The 22180-nt window shown below is 62.1% G+C and carries 9 protein-coding genes; 4 read left to right on the top strand and 5 right to left on the bottom strand.

The genetic code is table 11. From position 1 onward, the window contains the following. Window positions 1-581: 581 nt before the first annotated feature. Window positions 582-1793, top strand: coding sequence for a hypothetical protein (locus AB7F49_RS30005; RefSeq protein ID WP_428529294.1), 1212 nt, complete (start codon window positions 582-584; stop codon window positions 1791-1793). Between the two features lie 9 nt (window positions 1794-1802). Here the strand turns inward: AB7F49_RS30005 and AB7F49_RS30000 are convergent, their stop codons facing one another. The 3 genes from AB7F49_RS30000 to AB7F49_RS29990 all read right to left on the bottom strand — a co-directional run bounded on the left by AB7F49_RS30000 (window position 1803) and on the right by AB7F49_RS29990 (window position 13975). After that, window positions 1803-2984, bottom strand: coding sequence for an O-antigen ligase family protein (locus tag AB7F49_RS30000; RefSeq protein ID WP_428529292.1), 1182 nt, complete (start codon window positions 2982-2984; stop codon window positions 1803-1805). 50 nt (window positions 2985-3034) lie between these two features. Beyond that, window positions 3035-4462: a GumC family protein gene (locus tag AB7F49_RS29995; RefSeq protein WP_428529290.1), complete on the bottom strand. Its 1428-nt coding sequence runs from the start codon at window positions 4460-4462 to the stop codon at window positions 3035-3037. A gap of 291 nt (window positions 4463-4753) precedes the next feature. After that, complete coding sequence (locus tag AB7F49_RS29990) at window positions 4754-13975, bottom strand: Ig-like domain-containing protein (protein WP_428529288.1); 9222 nt, start codon at window positions 13973-13975, stop codon at window positions 4754-4756. An 898-nt stretch (window positions 13976-14873) separates the two neighbouring features. On the opposite strand from AB7F49_RS29990, the gene AB7F49_RS29985 reads away from it, so the two are divergent. Beyond that, window positions 14874-17069 (top strand): tetratricopeptide repeat protein, encoded by a 2196-nt coding sequence (locus AB7F49_RS29985; protein WP_428529286.1) that lies wholly within the window; start codon window positions 14874-14876, stop codon window positions 17067-17069. Window positions 17070-17115: 46 nt separating this feature from the next. Here AB7F49_RS29985 and AB7F49_RS29980 read toward each other — a convergent pair whose 3' ends face one another. Beyond that, entirely contained in the window at window positions 17116-18420 is a 1305-nt protein-coding gene (locus tag AB7F49_RS29980) for an aspartate aminotransferase family protein (RefSeq protein ID WP_428529296.1), read from the bottom strand. 177 nt (window positions 18421-18597) lie between these two features. Between AB7F49_RS29980 and AB7F49_RS29975 the strand changes: the two genes are divergently transcribed. After that, window positions 18598-19065, top strand: coding sequence for a DUF2147 domain-containing protein (locus AB7F49_RS29975; protein WP_428529285.1), 468 nt, complete (start codon window positions 18598-18600; stop codon window positions 19063-19065). Here the strand turns inward: AB7F49_RS29975 and AB7F49_RS29970 are convergent. Next, window positions 19009-21645, bottom strand: a complete 2637-nt coding sequence (locus AB7F49_RS29970; RefSeq protein WP_428529283.1) for an MMPL family transporter — start codon at window positions 21643-21645, stop codon at window positions 19009-19011. The two genes, AB7F49_RS29975 and AB7F49_RS29970, sit on opposite strands and share 57 nt — an antisense overlap. A 170-nt stretch (window positions 21646-21815) precedes the next feature. Here AB7F49_RS29970 and AB7F49_RS29965 point away from each other — a divergent pair. Next, a partial coding sequence (locus AB7F49_RS29965; protein ID WP_428529281.1) for a 1-deoxy-D-xylulose-5-phosphate synthase N-terminal domain-containing protein occupies window positions 21816-22180 on the top strand: 365 nt, incomplete at its 3' end.

The following is a 22180-nucleotide window of genomic DNA, read 5'->3' as shown; positions in this document are numbered from 1 at the left end:
GGACGCCGTCCCTCGTCTCCTCGTGCGGGAAATCGCCAAACCGCCGCGAGACGATCGTCACCTCATGCCCGCGTGCAACGAAATAGGGCGCCAGCGTGGACAGCACCCGTTCGACCGCGCCTCCCAATGCCAAGGGGACCGGATTGTAGGGGCCAATGACCAGGCTGATCTTCATTTGGAAATGTCTTCCGCGATCTGTCCCAGCGCTCGCTGTCACCTTCACTGCCGCGCCTGGCCTCAGTACGCTGGTTCCGCTGCGGAAGCTTTAAGGCAATCTCGTAAACAGCGACTTGTCGCGGAAACGATTTGTGCATCATCTTGTGCAGCGGCCCGGGGCATTCGGAGGCCTCCCCGGCACATTCAGCATGGAGCGGCTGCTGCCTACCCATTGATGGTTAACGCGCGATCAAAATTGCGTGTATCGTGCAATCTCGTCTATAGCCTGCATCGAAGCATGCGATTGCAGGTTGTGCCCGCCGGCCATGACATCACCACTTCATCTCGTTCGAATGGTTCTCTCCGTTTCGACGGGATGGGTCGCTCGCCTGTCCGCTGCAATCTATACGTTTATTGCGTTGCCAATGATCCTGCACGCACTCGGTGCCGAGGCGTTCGCAGTCTATCTTTACGCGACCAATTTTCCGACCTGGCTCGTGCTGGCCATGCTTGGAGCGCAGAACTCCCCTGCATATTTCCTGGCGCGGTCTGCCCGGCTCGGCAACAGCGCCCTGCTTCGCGCCAGGCTCGGGACGGCGCTGGTCTTGCCCGTTTGCCTCGTGCTGCTGTGCACGATCGTCACCACGGTCCTCATTCTCCTTCGCGTTGTAGGGACGGGCGTGGCTACGCCGAATTTGATGGACAGCACGCTCGCTGCGCTGCTGACCGCTCTATGGCTCACGGCCCTGCTCGTGGTCGGCGGCGTGTTCGAGAATGTGGCACTGGGCCTCGGCCGATCCTACGTCTTCAACTTCGTACGAATCGGTGCGCTCGTCCTCAGTCTGATCGGCCTGTTCATCGCCGCGATGACGTCGAAAAGCATTGCGTTGTTCGTCTTCGTGAGCATCGCGCCGCAAGTCGTCCTGCTCTTCGCCCTCGGTACATACATGATGCGCCAGACCGGCGTGCTGCCGGTTTTCGAGTTTCGATTCCTGCGTCATGTCTCTTCGCGGATCAATCGGTCGGTGACGTCCGGCTTTTTTCTGATGTCGCTGCCGTTTGTCGTCAATGTCCAACTGGGGCCGACCATCCTTGGCTCGGTTCATGGTGCGGCGGAAGTATCGACGCTGCTGGTGCTGTTTCGGCTTCTGATTTTTGCCGCGGCGTTCTTCGCCGCGATCACCGGCTCGTCATGGCCATTACTCGGTCAGATGCACCGGTCGGGAGATTTCGATTCCTTCCGACGCAACGTGAAGTGGCTGATCGGCGGCTGCCTGCTCATCATCGTCGCCGCCTTCCTGTTCACCGCGATCGTCGGCGATTGGGCGCTGCGGCTATGGCTGCCGTCTCTCGATCTCCGCGAGCCCGGATTGCTGCTCGCCTTTGCCGGGTATCTGTCGCTCTATCTCTGGAACACGCTGTGGCTTGCGATCCTGTGCGCGACCGGACAGATATCGCTTGCAGGCCGGCTCAGCGCGGCCGAGGCCGCCCTTGGAATAGCTCTGGGCCTGGTTCTGTTCGGCTCGCACCAGTCGGTCGGCTATCTTGTCGGTCTCATGATGGGGACGCTGCTTACGACGTCGATCTTCGCGCCGGTTGCGGGACTGCGCAGTCTTTCGCCGAGCGGTCGCAGTTGAACGGCAGCGCTATTGCGCCTGCATATCCCGGACGCGGAATGGCGCGGAGTTGCGCGCGCGATCGAAGCAGCAGATTCCGTAACCCCACGCGAAGAAGAAAAGATACGAAAGGAAGTTGCCGGCGTTGACCGCCCGGCCCTCGAATATTCCATAAACATAATAGGTCACCACGGTCAGCGAGAGCGCGAATACAAGCCGGCTTGCATCCTGTCCGCTGTCGCGCCCGTCCGTAAAGAGACCGCGCAGGGCGATTGCCGTCGCCGCCACGAACGCAATGAAACCGACCTGTCCGCCTTCCGACAGCAGGATCAGGTACATGTTGTGCGCATACATGTCGATGCCGGCGCCGATCTGATGCTGGCCCAAGCCGAAGCCGAAGATCGGATAGTCGGTGAACAGGTTCCACGTCGCCTGCCAGAGCTCTGCGCGCCCGACCAGATTCGAATTGGTGCCGCGATAGGGATTGTCGAGCTGGAACAGATCGCTGAAGGCTTCAAGCAGGGGCTCAAGCGAAAACGCCAGACCGATTGTCGCAAGTAGCACGACAACGCCGACGCCGGCGGCGTTCAGCCGCCTGGCCACGTCACGCCAGAGATATACGGCGAGGATGATGAGAAGCGCCATCATCGCGTTTCTCGACTGAACCATGGAACTGATCGCAAACGAGGCCACCCAGAACGCGTATCTGACCAGGAGATTGCTCGCCGAGGAGCCGCATAGTGCGACGCACACCATGGTCAGGCCGACCAGATTGGGATGGCTTTCGTCGCCGCCTGTCAGACGCTCGCCTTCCTCGAAATAGCCGGAAAGCCCTTCGCGATAGAGCTGGATCGCGGTTGCAATGAGACCCGCAGCGCCGGCAACAAGCATCGACTGCGCGATCGCGGATGGCCGTATCATGATCGCGCTCGCCCAACCGAAGGCAAAGACCAGGAACACCACGAGAACCCTCGCCGCCGGCTCGATCGACAGTGGGTTGAACAGGTAGCCGAAGCAGAGTGCCAGAAAGATGATGCCCGCCCAGATCAGGAGCGACAGTAGCCTCACGCGTTCCGCGTGCAGCAGCAGGGTCGCGGAGAATGGAATCGCGGTGACCAGAAATGCCGCGAGGATTACTTGCGGATGTGCGGCGAACAGAACCGACGTCAGGCTCATGCTCACCATCTGGAAGAGGAGCAAAGCGACGAGCACGCGAACTCTCCAACGGTGGTGCGGGACGCCGGGTGGCCGGCGAACCTTTCCTACGAGGCCCGTCGCGCAATCACGGCCCTGCGCGCGTCGAAGCGGCGCTGGTCGGGAAAGCGGGGCGCTGGCGGTCCCATGAACAGGGCCACGAGCACGCCAAGCGCGAGGCCATAGGCGCCGGCACCGGAGAGAAGCAGCATGGGTTTCGGCCAGGTGGCGCTGTCGGGCGGTACGGCGGCGCTGATCACCCGTGCCTTTGGCCTCTGGAACTGATCGGGCTCGCCGATTTCGCGCGTGCGACGGAGAAACTGCTCGAGCACCTTGCCCGACGCCTCGGCTTCGCGCTCAAGCTGCCGCAGTTCGACTTCCTCCTGATTGGACTGATCGAATTTGGCATGCATGCGGGCCAGTTCGGCCTCGGCTTTCGTGACATTGCTGTTGGCGAGATCGCGCTCTGCCTTGAGCTGAGTGATGATTCGCCGAACCTCGGCCCGGATCAAATTCTCGAACCGGGCCATCTCGGAAGAAATCAGCTGGAACTCCGGATGATTCTTGCCGAAAGCGGCCTGCGCGCGGGCGAACTCGACGTTGCGCTGGTGGTAACCCTTGCGCAGTTCGTCGATGGTCGAAGAGGATACGATTTTCTGGATTTCTCCGAGTGCCGCGGCCGACGTTCCTGCCGCAAGAACCTGCTGATACCGGTTTTCGGCAAGGCGAGCCTGCTCCTGGGTCTTCAGCAACTGTTCGCTGAACTTGTCGATCTGACTGCGGAGCAGCGTGCGTCCTTCTCCGAGCTGAACGATCCCGTGCTTGGCCTTGAACGCCTCGACCGCGTTTTCCGCTGCGTAGATCTTTTCGCGAAGTGCGGCGATCTGGTTCTCCAGGACCTTCGATGCATCGGCGCTTGCCTGATTTCGCTCGCCGACCTCGTTTGCGGCGTAGCGCTTGACGATGGCATTGACGATCCGGGCCGCATTGTCGGGATTCTCGGAACGGAATCGCACATCGATCACGTAGGTCTGTCCCTGTCGCTGTGCGCTGACCCGGCTGCGAAAATTCTCGAAGATCGCGCTCTCGCTCGGGGCGCGTGAGTCACCGCGAAGCAGCCCGAGCATCCCGCCGATCAGGCTGGGCCGCGAAAATTCAGGGTCGCGCGCAATGCCTTCGGACGCGAAGACGGCGCCCAGCAATTCAGTGGATCTCAGCACCTCGACCTGGCTTGCGATCGCGGCATTGTCGGAACCGATGCCGGCGAGAACGTCCTGGGTCTCGGTGATGCGCGATTGGCGCGGGTCCAGCAGCACCATCGATTGTGCCGTATAGGTCGGCGGCGTGATTGCGACATAAAGTGCAGTGAAGCTGACAGCCACAATGAGGCTCGCTGCGACAACGCGCCATCGCGCGCAGACCGTGTCGAAGGCGTCGCGCATGCTACCCTGGGCCTTTGGTTCGGCCGGCAGCGTATCGAAATGATGGACATTCATGGCTTCACACGCGCTGCATCACTTGGTGCCGGAAACATGGCGCGCTCGCGAACATGGCGCGCTTTACCAAGCATTAGTGATGCCGCCGATCGCTGTCATTGGCAGCCATGGATTAACCTTAAGCCTGGCTGCAGGTTTGACTTGTCCTGCTCAGTCCTGGCTCACGCGGCACAGGATGTTCCTCCGCAGGCAACCGGTGGCACAGAGTGGGACGCCGCGCGACACAGGTCGCACGCCCCTTGATGGGCGTGCGCAACCCGTCGCCGGCCGAAACGCCGTTTCTCGGAAGTCCTACACGAACAGGAAATCGTCCTGGTGCAGGGATGCCTTGGTGACACCGAGCAGCGTCACACTCTGGCCGGCCGCGCCCGAGATCACCGTGTCGCCCGCGATCTCCGTCGCCGCCGCAAAGACCGAGGCGAAATCGGCGAAGCCGGTCATGGCAACGTCGAATTCGATCCGGTCGTCGGTCGCGGCACCGGCCACGAAATCGTCGATCACGTCGCGGCCATAATCCGCCGCGAAGACGAAGGTATCGTCGCCCATTCCGCCGGTGAGGCTATCGTTGCCGCCCATCCCCTCGATCCGGTCGTCGCCGCCGCCGCCCTCCAGCACATTGGCGTCGGCATTGCCGGCGATGTCATCGGCGAAGTCCGATCCGCGCACGCGGTTGACGCCGCCATAGATCAGATCTTCGCCCACCGATGCGCCGCCGGTCACGCTGCCGGTAGGCCCGTTTTCGACGGTCGGATCGTCGAGCCGGACCGTGACGCCCTCCTGCGCATTGTCGAAGGCGAGCCGCGTATTGCCGTTGCCGTAGATGTGGTCGTTGCCGGCATGGCCCTCGAACTGGTTGAGCGTCCCGAGCGAGCCGGCATTGGTGCTGTCGCCGCCGAATTCGCGGGCGTCATAGAGATCGGCGAGGATCGAACCGGTGATGCCTTCGATTCCGGAAAGCGTGTCGGTTCCGGTCAGCGTCGGATCGCCGGTCACGGTCCCGGCGGCGAGATCGACCCTTAGCGCGAAGACGAAGGTGTCAAGCGTGCCAGCCTCGCCGGCGCTCGGCAGGTCCGCCTCGATCAAGGCCCGGACATTGCCGTCGGCATGATACATCGCCAGGTCGAAACCGTCGCCGCCGGTGATGGTGTCGTCGCCGCCGCCGCCGATGAACGATTCGAAATCGTTGTTGGCCACTACGCCGCCGATCAGCGTATCGTCATGATTGGTGCCGCGAACCGAATTGACCCCGCCATTGAGCGTGTCTGTACCGAGGCCGGCGGCCACCGCATTGACGGTCCCCGCGGTCAGGTTGACTGTGATGCCGGCCGACCCGTCGCTGTAATCGATCCGGGTTGCGCCGTTGCCGGTGATGTCGTCGTCGCCCGCGCCGCCGCGGAAGATGTTGAACGCACCGAGCGATCCGGCATTGGTGCTGCCACTGCCGAAGCCTGTGGCGTCGAACACGTCGTTGTTGGCAGAGCCGACGATCCCCTCGACGCCCGTGAGCGTGTCGGTATCGGCACCGGCTACCGCGGTTCCGGCGGCAAGGTCGATGGTGACGCCGGTCCCGGCGCCGCCATATTCCGAGAAGTCCATTCCGCCGCCGCCGTTGATGCTGTCGCTGCCGGCGCCGCCGCGGAACGCCTCGAGATGATTGTCGCCGCCAAAGAAGGTATCGTCGAAGCCCGTGCCGATGACCCCCTCGATGTTGAACAGGGCGTCCGTGCCGACATTGGTGGCGCCGCCGATGGCGCTGCCTGCGGCCGAACCCTGCGCCGTTCCGGTGCCGAGCGTGACCGTGACGGCGCCGTTCGCACCGACGTAACTCGCATAGTCGAAGTCGTCGAAGCCGCTGCCGGTGATGCCGTCGAAGCGCTCGCTGCCCGAATTGGTGCCGCCAAACAGCGTATCGTTGCCGGACCCGCCCAGCAGGATGTCGTTGCCGCCGGCGCCACCCTGGAAGACGTTCTGGTTCAGTCCGGCCGTCGGGGCTCCAAGATAAGTGCCGGTTATCACGTCATCATAGTTGCCGCCCCTCACGTCGCGGATGAGCGAGAAAGTGTCCGATCCAATCGACGGATCGCCGACGGCAGTGCCTGAACCAACGCCGGTGAACGTGACTGTGACGCCATCTGTCGCGGTAATATACGAAATGCGGGTCGCTGTGCCGCTTGCAATGAAGCCGGTGATGGTGTCATTGCCGCCGCCGCCCTCGAACTCGATCAGTCCGAAGCCAGTTGAGGTCACGTCTCCCACGACTTGCAAGGTGTCGGCGAAATCGGTGCCGGTGAAGGACTCGATGTCGAAGAGCTCGTCGTCGCCGACTTCGCTCGCATTGCCGGTCACCAGCGCTGTGAGCCCGCTGCCGGTATTGGAACGAGCCACTCCTCCATCCGCTGTCACCGTGATGGTGATGCCGGTGGTGACCTGGGCGTCCTGATTGTAGGTGACGCGGTCGAAGCCGTTGTTTCCGTCGATGATGTCATCGCCGCCCTGGCCATCGAAAATCTGCAGGGTTCCGGGCCCGTTGTCGTAGCCGGTGATGATGTCGGCATGATCCGATCCGCGGACGCTGGAAATGCCGCCGACGAGCGTATCGGAGCCGACCGAAATGCCGCCGCCCGTGACGGTGCCCTTGCCGGCACCGTTGCCGTCGTCCTCCAGAATGACGGTGACGCCGCTGGTGGCGCTGCGGTAGGAGACGCGGGTATTTCCGCTGCCGATGATGATGTCGTCTCCGGCGCCGCCTTCGAACTCGTCGATCAGCATCCCAAGCGACAGCTTGTTTTCACTGTTCGGTCCAAAGCCGGTCGCGTCATACAGGTCCGCGAACACCGTTCCGATGATGCCCTCGACCTCTCGCAGCGTGTCGACGCCGTAAACAGTCGCGTCGCCGATCACGATGCCCGACGCCATGTCGACGGCGATGCCGAATGTCAGCAGGCTTTCGTCGATGTCCGGCGTGTTGGGATTGTCGTCGACCTGGACGCCGGTCAGAACGTTGAACGGGATCGCGTAGGTGGCATAGTCGAAGCCGCTGCCGCCGAAGATGAAGTCGTTGCCGCCGGCGCCATCGAAAAACTCCGCCTGACCCGGCGCTCCGAATGCCTGCTGGCCGCCCAGCAGTTCGTCGTCGAAATTCGATCCGCGGACGCGGTTCACGCCGGAGAAGGTGTCGGTCCCGATACCGTCGCCCCCAACAAACTGTCCGGTTGTCAGATCGACAACGATTCCGCGCGACGCGTCGATATAATCGATCCGGGTGTCGCCGTTGCCGATGATGGTGTCGTCGCCATCGCCCGGCCGGAAATTGTTGATGCGGCCGTTCGATCCCGCATTGGTGCTGTTGGAGTCGAAGCCCGTGGCGTCGAACGTATCGTCGAACGCGGAGCCGGCGATGTCCTCGACCGAAAGCAGTGTATCGGTCCCGACGCCGCCCGCGATGCCGTCTACCGTGCCGGCAGCGAGATTGACCGTGACGCCCGCCGTGGCATCGACATATTCCGCCCGGTCGGTGCCGGTGCGGCCGTCAATGTCGTCGTCGCCGGCGCCACCGCGGAAGGTCTCGATGAAATCGTTGCCGCCCCCCAGCAGGGTGTCGTTGTGGTCGGACCCGATAATGCCCTCAACATGGATGATGGTGTCGGTGCCGCCGCCCCCGGTATTCTGTGGCGTTGCCAGTGACAGGTCGACGGTGACACCGCTGGTCGCAAAGCGATAGGTAACGCGGTCGAGATCGCCGCTGCCGGCGTTGTCGAAATTGGTGAACCATTGTCCGCCGTCGATGGTGTCGTCGCCCGGCCCGCCGGCGAGCAGGTCGCGCCCGGCGCCGCCGTTGAGCGTGTCGTTGCCCTCGCCGCCGACCAGAATATCGTCGCCATCGCCGCCATTGAGGATGTCGTTGCCGAGGCCGCCGTCAAGGACATCGGCGCCGGCCGTGCCGGTCAGCGTGTTGTCGCCGTTGAGGCCCTGGACGTTGCCTGCGGTCGCGGCTGGAATCGCGTTGTTCAGGGCGGCGCCGGAATAATCGGTGACGAAGCCCGCGATATTGCCGGCATTGGCGCCCGCGAGATCGGCCTGCGCCGCATGCGCGACGATGCCGGCCTTGGCAAGGTCTTGCAGCAGCGCGACGCCGGTCGTGGCGAATGCGGCGATCGCGGTATTGAACGCAACGATGATGTCGGCCGTACCGTCAACAACCGCGGCGTCGGGCGTGACTGCCAGCGCCGTGGCCGTATCGTCGATGAGCTGCTCGATCCGCGCGTCGTCGGCGAGATTGATCGCGCTCGGAGCCACATCGTCGATCCACTCCGCGACCTGGCGCGCGAACTCCGCCGCCGCCGCCTGCTCGGAGGCGCCGGCAGCGACCAGGATCGAGATCGCAATCGTCATCGAGGTCTGCAGCCGCGTGGCTGCTCGGGCAGCGGCCGGGCCGTTGGCGTCCGCTGCAAGAACGGCGGCGATCTGATCGTAATCGCTCAGGTCGCCGATGCCGCCCGGCAGGCCAAGGCCCTGAAGCACGGCTGCATTGGCCGTCGCCTCCGACGACGCGAAAACATCCATGTGCGCCGTCACGATGGTCGTGAGCGGCGAGATAATGGTCGCGCCGGTAGGTGCCGCCATCAGCCCCTTGAACGACAGACCGGTGCCAATATCGATGCCGCCAAACAGCACGGCGTTGCTGGCACCGGACGCGAAGTTGAAATTGCCGAGGCCGTCGCTGACCACGGAATTCTCGCCGCCGTCGAGCAGGAAATCGCCGTCCGTATCTGCGAACACGGTCGCGCCGGCCACATAGCCATCGGGTGCCGCCAGTTCGGGCGTGTCGATGACGCCGATGTGGAAGTACTGACCATACACGTTGTCCGCCGAATCGTACGAATTGATCGCGACGTAGAATCCATCGGGATTGCGCTCGAAGTCGATGTCGCCATTGACCACGAGCTGATTTCCAACGATGGCGAAGCGCCCGCCGGCATCGTCGATCAGTTCGTAGGTGAAGACGGACTGGCTCTGGTCCGCCGCGTCCGGATCGGTGGTCGTCAGGGTTCCGACAACGGTGCCTATGGGCGAGAGTTCCTCGACGGACTCCGCAAAAGTGCCGTTGATCCGGATCTCCTCAGGCCGTTCGTTGACATCGGCGATCGTGATCAGGACGTCCTGCGTGGTGCTCGCCCCGCCTTCGGTTGCGCGGACCGTGACTTCGTAAACCCCATCGGTGTTGGCGTCGGTCGGATTCTCGAAGTCCGGCAACTGGAAGAACCTCAGTTCGCCGCCCTGGATAAAGAACAGCGGCGCGTCGGCGCCGCCATCGATCGTCAGCACCACCGCGGGTGCATCCGGGTCCGTCTCTGACTCTCCCTTCTGTGCTTCGATGTAGGCGGCCTTGACCGCTTTTTTCTTGGCGACTGCGGCCTTGGCGACTGCTTTCTTGAAAACGGTAGCTTCATCCAGCGTATAGGACGCCGTCGGCCCGTCTCCGGTGACAAAGACTGGCGCATCGATGTCGTTCGTCACCTGGACGGTGATTGCCTGGCTGTCCGAATTGGCGCCGTCGGAGGCCGTCACCTCGACCTCGTAGAAATTGTCGAGATTGGCGTCCTGCGGTGCCTCGAAGTCCGGCGCGGCCGCAAATGTCAACGCGCCGGTGAACGAATCGATGGTGAACAGCGCGGCATCGACGCCGCCGCTGATCGAATACACGGTCACGGCGTCAGCGTCGCCGTCATTCGCCGTGACCGCTGTCACGGCGGTATTGTTTTCGACAATGCTGACAAAGGCAGTGTCGCCGCCTCCGTCCGACAGTATCTGTGGCGGGAACTCGTTTACGTCGATCACGTCGATCGTAAAGGTCTGGTCCTGCTCGGAACCATCGGTGGAGGTTGCGCGCACCGTGATGTTGAACGAGGCATCCGACTCACGGTCGATCAGCGTGCCGTTTGCCACCGTCACCACGCCCGTGGTCGCATCGACCGCGAATCGTCCACCGGCACTGTTGAACATCGAATAGGTGACGGCATTATCGGTCGCGTCGTCGTCCGAGGCGAAGGCGGTGATCCCGACCGCGGTTCCGTTCGCCGCATTCTCCGCGACGGCGTCGGCTGCGGCGTCGGTGTCGACAGCCGCGCTCACGTCGAACTCGTCGAGGTCGTTGACGGCGATGGTAAAGGTCTCGTCAGAAAACGAACTATCGGCGGAGGTGGCCCGAACCGTGATATCGAACGAGTCGTTCGCTTCACGGTCGATGGCTGCGCCGGTCGCAACGGACACCACGCCGCTCGTGGGATCGATCGTGAAACGGCCGCCGGCGTCGTCGAACAGGGAATAGGTGATGGCGTTGGTTGTGGCGTCCGCATCGCTCGCGGACGCGGTTATGCCGACCAGGAATCCCCCCGCGGCGTTCTCGTCGACGGAATTCGCGGTGGCGTCGGTATCGGTGACAGCGCCGACATCGAACTCGTCGAGATCGTTGACGGCGATGGTGAAGTTCTCGTCCGAGAACGAGCCGTCGGATGATTCGGCATGCACCGTGATGTCGAACGAGGCATTCGACTCGCTGTCGATCAGCGAGCCGTTCGCGACGGTGACGACGCCGGTCGTCGCGTCGATCGCGAACCGGCCGCCGGCATCGTCGAGCAGAGAATAAGTGACGGTGTTGTTGGTGACGTCCGCGTCGGTCGCCAGGGCTGTAATGCCGACTTCGGTCCCGTTGGCTGGATTTTCGTCGACAGCATCCGCCGTGGCGTCGGCATCACTTACCGGGCTGAGGTGATTGTCGTCGACGTCATTGATGGTGACGGTCAGCACCTGCTGGAAGACTCCGCCGGCGCCATCGTCGGCCTGAATAGTGATGTTGGCGCTGAGCAGGGCTTCGGCGTCGAGTGACGCAGTGGCGACAACCTGATTGCCGCTCTGGATGGCGAACAGGCCGCCGGCATCGTCGACCAGACTGTAGGTGAAGCTACCGCCGGTATCGGCGGCGAGCGTGCCGATCACGGCGTCGGCCAGGTTGTTCTCGTTGATCTCGGAGGGGTCCAGCGAGAACACGGGAACCTCGATGGTGACAATGAACTCGGCCGAGCTAGGGCCCGTGTTTCCGGCTGCATCGGTGGCGGTCGCGGTGAAGGTATGCTCACCGTTGTCGAGGCTTATGGTGGTGAAGCTCCAGTTGCCGCTTCCATCGGCGGTCGTGGATCCGAGCGATGATGCGCCGTCGAATATTTCGATGCTCGCATTCGCGAGTGCGGTGCCGGTCAGGGTGACGGTGCTGTCATAGGTGATGCCATCGTCGGGTGTTCCGGTGTCGTCGGCGAAATCCGTGATGACGGGAGCGGCTGGCGCGATGGTATCGATCTCGACCGCCACAGTATTGGAAATGGCACCGGTATTGCCGGCGGCGTCGGTGGCGGTGGCGGTGAAGCTGTGTGCGCCGTCGTCCAGAGCGAGCGTCGTGAAGCTCCAATTCCCGCTACCGTCCGCGACCGTGGTCTCAAGCGGCGTCGCGCCGTCAAAAATTGCGATGGTCGCGTTCGCCTCGGACGTCCCGGTCAGCGTTACCGTATTGTCGGCGGTAATACCGTCGTCGGGCGTTCCGGTGTCATCGGCGAAGGACAAGATGACGGGCGCAGCCGGGGGTGTCGTATCGATCTCGACTGCGAAGGTGGCAGAGGCCACGCCGGTATTGCCGGCAGCGTCGGTGGCGGTGGCGGTAAAGCTGTGGCCGCCTTCTCCCAGCGCCAACGTGGGGAAGCTCCAGTCGCCATTGCCATCGGCATTCGTCGAGCCGAGCGAGGCGGCACCGTCGAACACCTCGATCGAGGCGTTGGCTTCCGCCGTGCCGGTCAGGACCAACATGGTGTCGGACGTGACGCCGTCGCCGCCCGTTCCGGTGTCGTCTGTGAAAGACGCAATAACCGGCGCGGCTGGTGCGGTCGTGTCAATCTCGACTGCGATCGCATTGGATGATGCGCTGGTATTGCCGGCGGCGTCGGTCGCGGTGGCGGTGAAGCTGTGCGGGCCGTCGCCGAGGTTTGTGCTGGTGAAGCTCCAGTTGCCGCCGCCATCGGCGACCGTGGTTCCGATCGGCGTTGCGCCGTCGAATATGTCGATGGTGGAATCGGGCAATGCCGTCCCGGTCAGAGTGATGGTGTCGTCGGCGGTGACGCCGTCGGCGGCGGTGCCGGTGTCATCAGCAAAAGAAGCGATGACAGGGGCGGCGGGTACGGTTGCGTCGATCTCCACGTCGAATGGGCTGGATGGCACGCTGGTGTTGCCGGCGCCGTCCGTCGCCGTCGCCGTGAAGCTATGCGGGCCGTCGCCGAGGACAGGCGTGGTGAAGCTCCAGTCGCCGTTCGCATCCGCCGTGGTCGGGCCAAGCGGCGTCACGCCGTCGAACACCTCGATCGTCGCATGCGCTTCGGCGGTGCCGGTCAGCGTTATTGTATTGTCGGCGGTGAGACCGTCGTCGGGCACTCCGGTGTCATCGGCAAATGAGACGATGACCGGGGCATCGGGCGGGGTCGCGTCCGCGGTCACGGTGATGGTGGCGACGGCCGGGGTCTTGTCCTTCAGTCCGAGATTGTCAATAGCGGTATACGTGAAACTCGTGTCGCCGACGAACGCCGCGGTCGGCTGGAAGAACAGCGTCAGCGATTCGCTCGTGGCTGGGTAGACGGCGCCTTTCGTGGCTACCTGGGTCAGCCCTGCATCGAGATAGAGCGTCCCGTTCTTCGGCAGCTTGTTGAGCCTGAATTCGGTTACCGTTCCGTCCGGATCGTCGCCGGTCAGCGTGATCGGGATCACAGAATCGATGCCGCCGGTCGAGGCCACGTCATTGGTGCCGGGTGCATCATTAATGGCTGCGACCTGAATGGTCGCGGTTGCCGCTCCCGCCGATGCGGCGCCCTCCTCGTCGGTTGCTCGGTAGTGGAATTCGGTCGTGCCGTTCCAGTCGCCATCCGGAATGAAATAGAGCTTGGTCTTTGCCGAGATCACGTCACCCGGGGAAACGGGATTCGCGCCGGCCTTGTCGAGCGCCAGAATGCCGTTGGCGGGGAGATCTTCGATAATATAGGAGGCGACTTTTCCATCTGTGTCCGTCGCGTTCAGGTCCACTTGGACAGCGGTGTCTTCCTTTCCGTTCGCGGTAACGTCCGATGCTGTCGGCGCGTCATTCTCGGCTGCGACGTTGACGGTGGCCTTCTTGGCCGAAGAAACGGCGCCCTGATCGTCGATGGCGCTGAATTTGAAGGATGTGCTGCCGCTGAAATCGTCGTTGGGACGGAAGAACACCGTGAGTGAGTTGCCGGTCGCCGCATATTGTGTTGCCGGGTCAAGGGGGATTGTCATTGCCGCATCGAGAAACAACAAGCCATTCTTTGGCAGCTTGGCGATCTGGAAGAAGTCGACGGTACCGTCGGGATCGGTCGCGGTCAGAACGACTGGAATCGGCGGAGTATCTTCGACACCGTTGGCGATGACGAGGTCTGCAATTGGCTTCTGATTGCCGGCCATGTTTCAATCTCCGCTCGTGGGGGTATTTCGCTGGCGTGCGCGAGGCGACTTGTCGAGCCGCAAACCCGTCCGTTGCCGCGTTTGCTGTCGGCGCGATTCAAATGGTCGATGCGTGGCCTGACGTCGCGAAGGGAAAAGACGCGGCAGTGAACCCGCGTCACGTGCTCGATGTCGATTGCGGCATGGGCGCGGCTCGCAAGCGCAGCTTGTAGCCATCGTCGAACCTCCCCGCGCGCAAGCCGGATCATTACGTTGTTTCTTTGCGCCCTTGGCTGCGCTGTTCAGATGAATGTAGGCAGAGAGGAATCGTGATCGCAACAAGGAACCGCATGCTCACGAAATGTTGGGCAAACGCGAAGCGTCGTCAGCCTGGCGTCATAGCGTGGCGCGTGAAGGAACCGCGAGAAATGTCCCGGAACGCCTCATGCAGTTGTTGGCTGCAGTCGTCGGCGCCGGGAAGCATGCATGGACCGTAAATATTGTATCCTGCAATCGATGAGAAGCTTGCGATTTGCGAGAGCGGTCTCCGTTTCGGGCGCCTGACGCATGGCTGACGATACGCTGACGGTCCTCGTTGGCTCATCCGGTTTGTCCGCTTGGCCGAATCGCGTCGTACGTTCCGGGGAGCGTTCCGCCATCGTCGGCGTCGGCGGCGCGGCCGGGTTGATCGCTCGTCATGCGCCGGTACCAGCAGCCTCCGCCGGCCGACCACTAGCTCCTGTATTCACCAAAACGACCGGGCCCCAAGCTATTGTGCCCTGGGTGGGCGCTCGCGGGTCTATCGTCAGACGTCCGTCAAAGCGTATGATGCGATGGGGACGCCCAACCTGGTTCGCGGTGCGCAATGCTGGAAATGCACGGGCTGTCGGCACTGAAGCTCCGCCTATTGGGAGAGCCAGTGCTCCGCAACGACGACGGACCGGTTCGGGTCTCATCCCAAAAGGGGCTCAGTCTCCTGGCCTATCTCGCCATGCATGCTGGTCAGCCGGTGAGCCGGCAGCAACTCGCCCGGCTGCTGTGGTGTGATCGGTCGGAGGCCGCGGCCCGTCAAAATTTGCGTCAAACCATTCTCACTCTGCGCCGCGATCTCGGGACTTGCGGGCACCGTCTGGTCGTTACCGGTCAGGCGCTTGCGTTCGACATCGAGCCCTCGGCGGTGGACGCATTGATGTTCTGCGCAAGGTCAGAGAGCAAGGATCCGGCAATCCGGATGGGTTGTCTCGATGTCGGCTGGGCACCGTTCATGAACCGTGTGTCGGCGGGATCCGCTGCATTCGACAGATGGGTGCAATCCGAACGGCAGCGACTTGATACGTGTGCGACACGAACATTCTTGAGCCTTGCGACTCATCTCGATGAAGTCGGCGATGCGGAAAATGCGATCCGCGCCGCAGAGCGGCTGGTCGCCATCGACCCGACCGAGCAGGGCCGGCATCGTCGACTCCTGTCCCTGGAATTCAAATATCACGGTGCTGAAGCCGCGATAGGGCACGGGAAGTCGCTCGCTTCGTTGCTGCAGCAGAATTTCGGAGTCGAACCGGAGCCCGCGACGCTTGCCTTGATCGATGAAATTCGTTCCGGCGTGAAAGGGCTGGGCGCACGGACCGAGCCGACTCCGGCGGTGTCCGAACCGGACCCGGAAATTCCAGAGCCGCCCCCGACGGAACCGACCACACAAAAGCGCACGCCATCGTCGAAGGTGCGCACGGCCTTCGCCGCAGCTGCGGCCTTGATGTTGGTGTCTGCCGGCACTTTTGTGCTGACCGAAGGGTTCCGCGAGGCACCGCCGGTCCCGGCTGCGATCCAGCCCGCGTCCGTATCAAAGCGCGATGCGGAACTGAAAAGTCCCTGGCGAACCCCACAAGTTTTCCCTGCGGCGAGCCGCGGCGATGACGCCGTCCTGGGACTTATCCCGATTGTCGTGCTGCCCTTCACAAATCATGGTGCGACCGACGAATACGGAAGCATGATCGCCGATATTGTCACCGACAATCTCACCAACGTGATCGCACGTATCCCGATTTTTCGTGTGATCTCACGTCAGACAGCCGCAACCTACAAGACCCAGAAGCTCGGTGCGGCGGAAATCGCCGCTCAACTAGGCGTGGACTATTTGATCGAGGGCAGCGCTTTCCTCCACGAAAGCAAGCTCTACATCAATGTCGCTTTGGTTGACGCGAAGACCCAGTCTCAGATCTGGTCCGGTCGCTACGAGAGGCCCGCCACCGACCTCGCTTCGCTGCTCGGCGAGGTCGTGTACGGTCTTGGTCGCGAATTGCAGATCGAGGTTTCCCATATCCAGGGTCTGCAAAGGTCGGAGAGCCTGAACCTTCAGGCGACGGTGTTCAAGGGTTGGGCGGCAATCGATGCGGCCGGCCGGTCTGGATCCGCGGCGCTGAAGGAAGCGCTGACCCATTTCAACAAAGCTCTGGAGATAAATCCAGATCACGTCTCGGCTCGACTTGGCCTGGCATCCTATCATGCGCATATGGCATTGCAGCTTATTGCCTCCAACCCTTCAGAGCATATCGGTAAGGCGGAGGCGATCCTCGGCGTCCTGATTCAGCGCCATCCGAATATCAATCCGCCGCATGCGCTCATGGGTCTGGTTGAGATCGCGCGCAATCGTCCGGACGAGGCGATGCGTCATTTCAAGCGGTCGATCGAGCTGAACCCGAGTCATGCGCCGTCCTACGCGCAGATGGGAAGGCTGCTTGTGCGCCAGGGCAGTCCGCAGCAGGGGCTCGAACATATCCAGTATGCGATGCGCCTAAGTCCGCGCGACCCGGCCATGCCGTACTGGATCGCTTTTGCCGGCTATGCGGAGCTGGAGCTTGGAAATTACGATGTCGCACTCGAGGAACTCAAGCGCGCCCACGCGCTCAATCCCGGTCAGGCCCGAACCATGCTTACTCTCGCCGCCGCCCATGCGATGTCCGGAAACCTGCCTCAGGCGCGTGCCGTGCTTGCGGAATTGCAGATGAAGCGGCCGCACCTGACATCAAGCACCCTGATCAAACGCTACAGCCACCCATCGGTTCGCGAGTCCCGTTCTGCAAAGGGTATTCTACGGGCGATCGAATCGGAGTTTTGACGCCTGAGCCGCGACGAGTCTGCGCTGCTCGGCCGTCTGCGCGACGTCAGGCGCGCTTTGCCGCAGTGGCGTTGCCAATCAGGGTTTTTCCAAGCGACCAGATCGCCCCGGGCACCTGATGGCTTTGCGCGATCACTTCCTCGAAGGCAGTTTCGATCCAGGCGCAGTCGTCGTCCGTTATTACATAGGATGGAAGCAGCTTTATCGTATGGCTGCCGTGACCTGCCACCTGCGTCAGAATCTTGTGATCCCTGAACAGCGGGATGGTGATCAACTGGCAGAACAGCCCCTTGTTGGCAGCCTCGATCATCGACCAGGAGGCGCGCAATTTCAGGGACTTTGGCGCGCCGAACTCGATCCCGATCATCAAGCCGAGCCCCCGGACCTCCTTCAACATCTCATGCCGCCCCGTCATTGCGCGGAACGACGCGAGCAGCCGCTCGCCCGTGCGCGCGGCATTTTCGATCAGTCCTTCCGCTTCCAGCACGGACAGGGTGGTGATGCCGGCGGCCATGGCCAGATCATTCTTGGCGAAGGTCGACCCATGGACCACCGCGCGATCCATGCGGTTGAACAATCGGTCGTAGATGCTCTTGCGGGTCAGCACGGCTCCAACCGGCACGTGACCGCCGGACAGCGCCTTGGCGATCAGGATCATGTCGGGCTCGACGCCCCAATGCTCGACGGCAAAGAACTTGCCGGTCCGGCCGAGTCCGCACTGGATCTCGTCGGCAATGAACAGGCTGCCATATTTCCGGCACAACTCCGCTGCGTCCTTCAGATAGTCCGCAGCCGGCAGATGAACGCCCTTGCCCTGGATCGGCTCGACAATGAAGGCCGCGACCTCGCGGCCGCGCAGCGCGTCTTCCAGAGCCGCAAGGTCATTGAACGGAATGGCCGCGCAATCGCCAAGCAGCGGTTCGAAACCGCTCTTGAAGATTTCATCGCCGTTGAGCGACAACGCGCCGAAGGTGAGCCCATGGAAGGCGTGCGTGCAGGACAATATCCGCGACCGACCGGTCGCCGCGCGGGCGAACTTGATCGCGGCTTCGACCGCCTCGGTTCCGGAATTGGCAAAGAAAACCTTGTCCAGATACGGCGCTTTTGCCAGGAGCCGTTCTGCCGCGACTCCGGCCAGCACCGGAACATCCAGCTGCACAAGATTGGGAAGTTCGGCGTCCAGAACGCTGATCAGGGCCGCGCGCAGGGCAGGATGGTTGCGCCCGATTGCGAACACGCCGAACCCGCTCAGCAAATCGAGGTAGCGCGTGTCCGTGCGGTCATAGAGATATTGTCCCGAGCCGCGGCGGAATCCGACATCGTAACCGATCGTCCGCAGCACCCGAACCATCTGTTCGTTGAGGTGCCGGGTATGGACCTCGAAACGGTCCCGTTCGCGTGCCTCAAAAAGCGCCGCGATGTCATAGTTTTTGCGTTCGAGCATGACCCAATCTGCTAGCATGTCGGCGCCGGTTACCACATATCTAGAGCGCCAGCTGCGAACCACCAAGTGCGAGAGGTGGGTACCATGAAAAAGCCGATACTGCTTCTGATCTTTTGTGTGCTTCTCTTTAGTCCGGCCCTTGCCGCAGATGTGTCCGGGGACTGGCAGGTCGAAGACAATTCCGCACATATCCGGATCGCCATATGCAACGGTGCGCTATGGGGGATCGTGGGGTGGGAGAAGTCGCCCGGCACGGATTCGGAGAATCCCGATCCGGCAAAACGGACGCGTCCGACGCTTGGCATGCCCATTCTGATCAACATGAAGCCGGTGGACGGGCGCAGCTGGTCCGGGCAAATCTATAATGCGCAAAATGGCAAGACCTACAAAGCTACGGTGACGGCATTGTCGGATAACGCGATCAAGGTGCAAGGTTGCGTGGCGTGGGGCTTGCTTTGCGGAGGCGAAACGTGGTCCCGAGTTCCCTCGTCTCCGTCAGGTCGGCGGGTCGATTTCTGCAGCAGGATCAGTGTCCCGGGGGCGACCCATTAGCGCCGGCTGAAACAGCACTGCCGCGCAGAGCGTCGTCACGAGCGACAGCGCCAGCAATTTTCCCATGCTTGAGGTTCCTGGATGGCTCGACAGCCACAGGCTCCCGAAGGCCGTCGCGGTTGTCAGCGAGCTGAAAAACACGGCGCGCGTGAGGCTGGATTGCAGCAGGTCCGTCTGCCCCGCGCGCCACGCCATGATGTAATAGATTTTGAACGCCACGCCGATTCCGAACAGCAGCGGCAGAGCGATGATATTCGCGAAATTCAACGAGAGGCCGATCAGGACGCAGATCTCCATCGTGATAACACCGGCGAGCAGCAACGGGACGATGGTCAGCAGTACGTCGCCAATTCGCCGCAAGGCGATCCAGAGCAGAATGCTGATGGAAATCAGGGCCAGCATGCCGGCCTCGATGAACGCGACAACGATGGTATCTCCCGATTTCAGGATTGAAATCGGGCCGCCGATTGCATTGGGTTCGCTTGCAAGCACACCCTGCGCGAATGCGCGCAATGTGTCGTTGTCGTTCGGATCGCCTTTTGGGAATACTTCCACGCGCGACCGTCCATCCGCCGTCGTCCACGTTCGCTTTAGATCTTCCGGCAAGGTTTCGACAGTTACCGGCGCCGCCTGGAGAAGATTTCGCATTTCCGCGAGTTTGAACTCCAGGGGAACGGTGAAAACTTTTTCCGCGGCAGCGCCCTTTTCATCTGAACTCGCGGCGAGCTTTCTCAAGTGGCCGGCCAGACGTCTCGCCGCCGTCGCGCCCGCGCCCTGCTGACTGATGGATGCGGCATCCAGCATTTCCGCCGTCTCTGTCAGTGCCGCCCTGACCTCCGCTGATGTGGGCGGGGTGGCCGGCTCGGCACTGAGGCTCGGCCGCAATACGGCCGCCGCATTCTTGATGAGCGCAAGCTTTTCGGCCTGATCCGTCGGCACAAAGCTCTGAATCGTCATCACCCGCGCGACTTCGGGCAATGTCTCCAGTTTTTGCGCAATGTCTTGAGCCGCCTTGGACGAAGAAGCCAATACGTTCACGGAACTGGCGCCTGTATTCGGGTCTTTTCGCAATTCGAGGTATGTTGAGATCGACTCGACGGTCGGGCTGCGCAGGTTCACCGGATTGAAATCGAAGCGCAGGAAATACAGCAATGGCAGCCCGATGATGGCGATACCCAGCGTGCCGATCACCACCGGAATGCGGTTTCGTTCGACGAAACGGTCTACGGGAGCGAGGCCTGCATAACCTAAAGGCTCTTTCTCGCCGGGAGGGTTGATCACCGCGAGCAGGGCCGGCAGCAACGTGATGCTGACGAGGAAGGCGACGATCATTCCGACGCCTGCGATCGCGCCGAGTTCCGAAACGCCCTGATAGTCGGTCGGCAGGAACGCCAGAAAGCCCGCCGCAGTTGCGCCCGCGGCCAGAGTCAGAGGGCCGCCGACATTTCGGCCGGCATCGACCAGCGCGTTGTCGAGGCTGTCGCCATGGTAGCGCTCGTCGCGGTAGCGAACGCTGTACTGAATGCAGAAATCAACCCCGAGCCCAACGAAGAGCACGAAGAATGCAACAGAAATCAGGTTCAACGATCCGACCATCAGAAAGCCGAGCGCTGCAGTGATGGCGAGCCCGATCGTCAATGTGATGAAGACTGCGGCTATGATTCGTGCGGACTTCAGTGCGAACCAGAGAATCATCAATACGATCGCGACAGTCCCGAGGCCGTTGACGATGGCGCCCTCCTTGACCGTTGCGAATTCCTCATCCGAAATCGGGATCGGCCCCGTCAGGCGCAGCCGCGCCTGATAGTCAGAGGACAGTCCGGCCTCGGTTGCGATGCTGCGCACAGCGTCCGTGGCCTTGCGCCCCGGTTCGAGCGCCGAGAAATCGAGCTTCGGCCATATCTCGATAAACTTGCGCACGTCGCGGGGCTCGGGCTTCTTGTTCTCCAGGAGTTCCTGCCAGGAGAAGCTGGCCGGCTGATCGGCCGCGATTCGATCCAAGGCGTCAGAAAACCGATCGAAGATCGGGGCCATCGTGTCCAGTCCGTACGCGCCCGCCTGAACGCCACCCAATCCGGCCTGGGCCGCCTGGGCCATCCCCAGCCAATTTGGATTTTGGTTTAGAATTGCAATGAACCGTTGCGCAGCTTCCAGTTGACCAAGTGTCTCCGCGAGGCGTTCCGTGGAGAGAAACAGCAGCGCGTTCTTCTCGAAAAAATCACCACCATCCGGTTGACGCACCGACCGAAAATCATCGGATCGGGTTTTCAGCCGCTCGGTCAGGACGTTGGCCGCGATCGACGCAAGTTCGGGAGTCGGGGCGTCCACAACGGCGAGGATGGTCTCCGCGCGGCTCGGAAAGGCCTTTTCGAAAGCGATTTCGCGCTTTCGCCAGTCGATATTCGGAGAAATCAGATTGCTGATATCGGTGTTGATTGAGATGTTGCGTACCGCGTAGACGGTAGAAGCGACGCCCAGCAAAACAAATATTGCGAGCGTCAGAACTGGTATCTTGATACATTGCCGCACGATGTGGCCAATGAAATCGGCAAGGCGCGAATTTTGCTTTCCGGGTGTCATCAATTGAGTTCCGTGGCCTCGCTCCGAGGAGTCACCGTTCTTGAATTATGGGGTTGCAGTCTTCCGATTTCAGGCCCAAGTGACACTAAAGACTATGTTTTTCGGCCTTGCATCCCCGATATTTCGATAGTCCCATGCGGAACTACACCGGCCAGCCCAGGTTTCCCAGCATGATCTCAAGTACCCCGCTGCTAGACGACCTTGCAAATCCGGGTGATTTGCGCCGGCTGCCGGACCAGCAACTCAAGTCCCTGGCGGATGAACTCAGGGCCGAGACCATCAACGCCGTGGCTGTAACCGGCGGCCATCTCGGTGCCGGCCTTGGGGTGGTTGAACTCACCGTCGCGCTACATGCAGTCTTCGATACGCCGACCGATCGGCTGATCTGGGATGTCGGGCACCAGGCTTATCCGCACAAGATATTGACCGGCCGCCGCGGTCGCATCCGCACCCTCCGACTGGGGGGCGGAGTGTCCGGCTTCACCAAGCGGGCGGAGAGCCAATCCGATTGCTTCGGCGCGGCCCACTCCTCCAC

It is taken from the genome of Pseudorhodoplanes sp. (genome assembly GCF_050250235.1).
GTDB lineage: Bacteria > Pseudomonadota > Alphaproteobacteria > Rhizobiales > Xanthobacteraceae > Pseudorhodoplanes.
This window is presented reverse-complemented; position numbering and strand designations above follow the sequence as displayed.

Bases quoted from the DNA above. Each gene is read 5' to 3' on its own strand.
- AB7F49_RS30005 (WP_428529294.1), top strand. From the start codon at position 582: ATGATCCTGCACGCACTCGGTGCCGAGGCGTTCGCAGTCTATCTTTAC.
- AB7F49_RS29995 (WP_428529290.1), bottom strand. From the start codon at position 4,462: ATGAATGTCCATCATTTCGATACGCTGCCGGCCGAACCAAAGGCCCAG.
- AB7F49_RS29990 (WP_428529288.1), bottom strand. From the start codon at position 13,975: ATGGCCGGCAATCAGAAGCCAATTGCAGACCTCGTCATCGCCAACGGT.
- AB7F49_RS29980 (WP_428529296.1), bottom strand. From the start codon at position 18,420: ATGGTTCGGGTGCTGCGGACGATCGGTTACGATGTCGGATTCCGCCGC.
- AB7F49_RS29975 (WP_428529285.1), top strand. From the start codon at position 18,598: ATGAAAAAGCCGATACTGCTTCTGATCTTTTGTGTGCTTCTCTTTAGT.
- AB7F49_RS29970 (WP_428529283.1), bottom strand. From the start codon at position 21,645: ATGACACCCGGAAAGCAAAATTCGCGCCTTGCCGATTTCATTGGCCAC.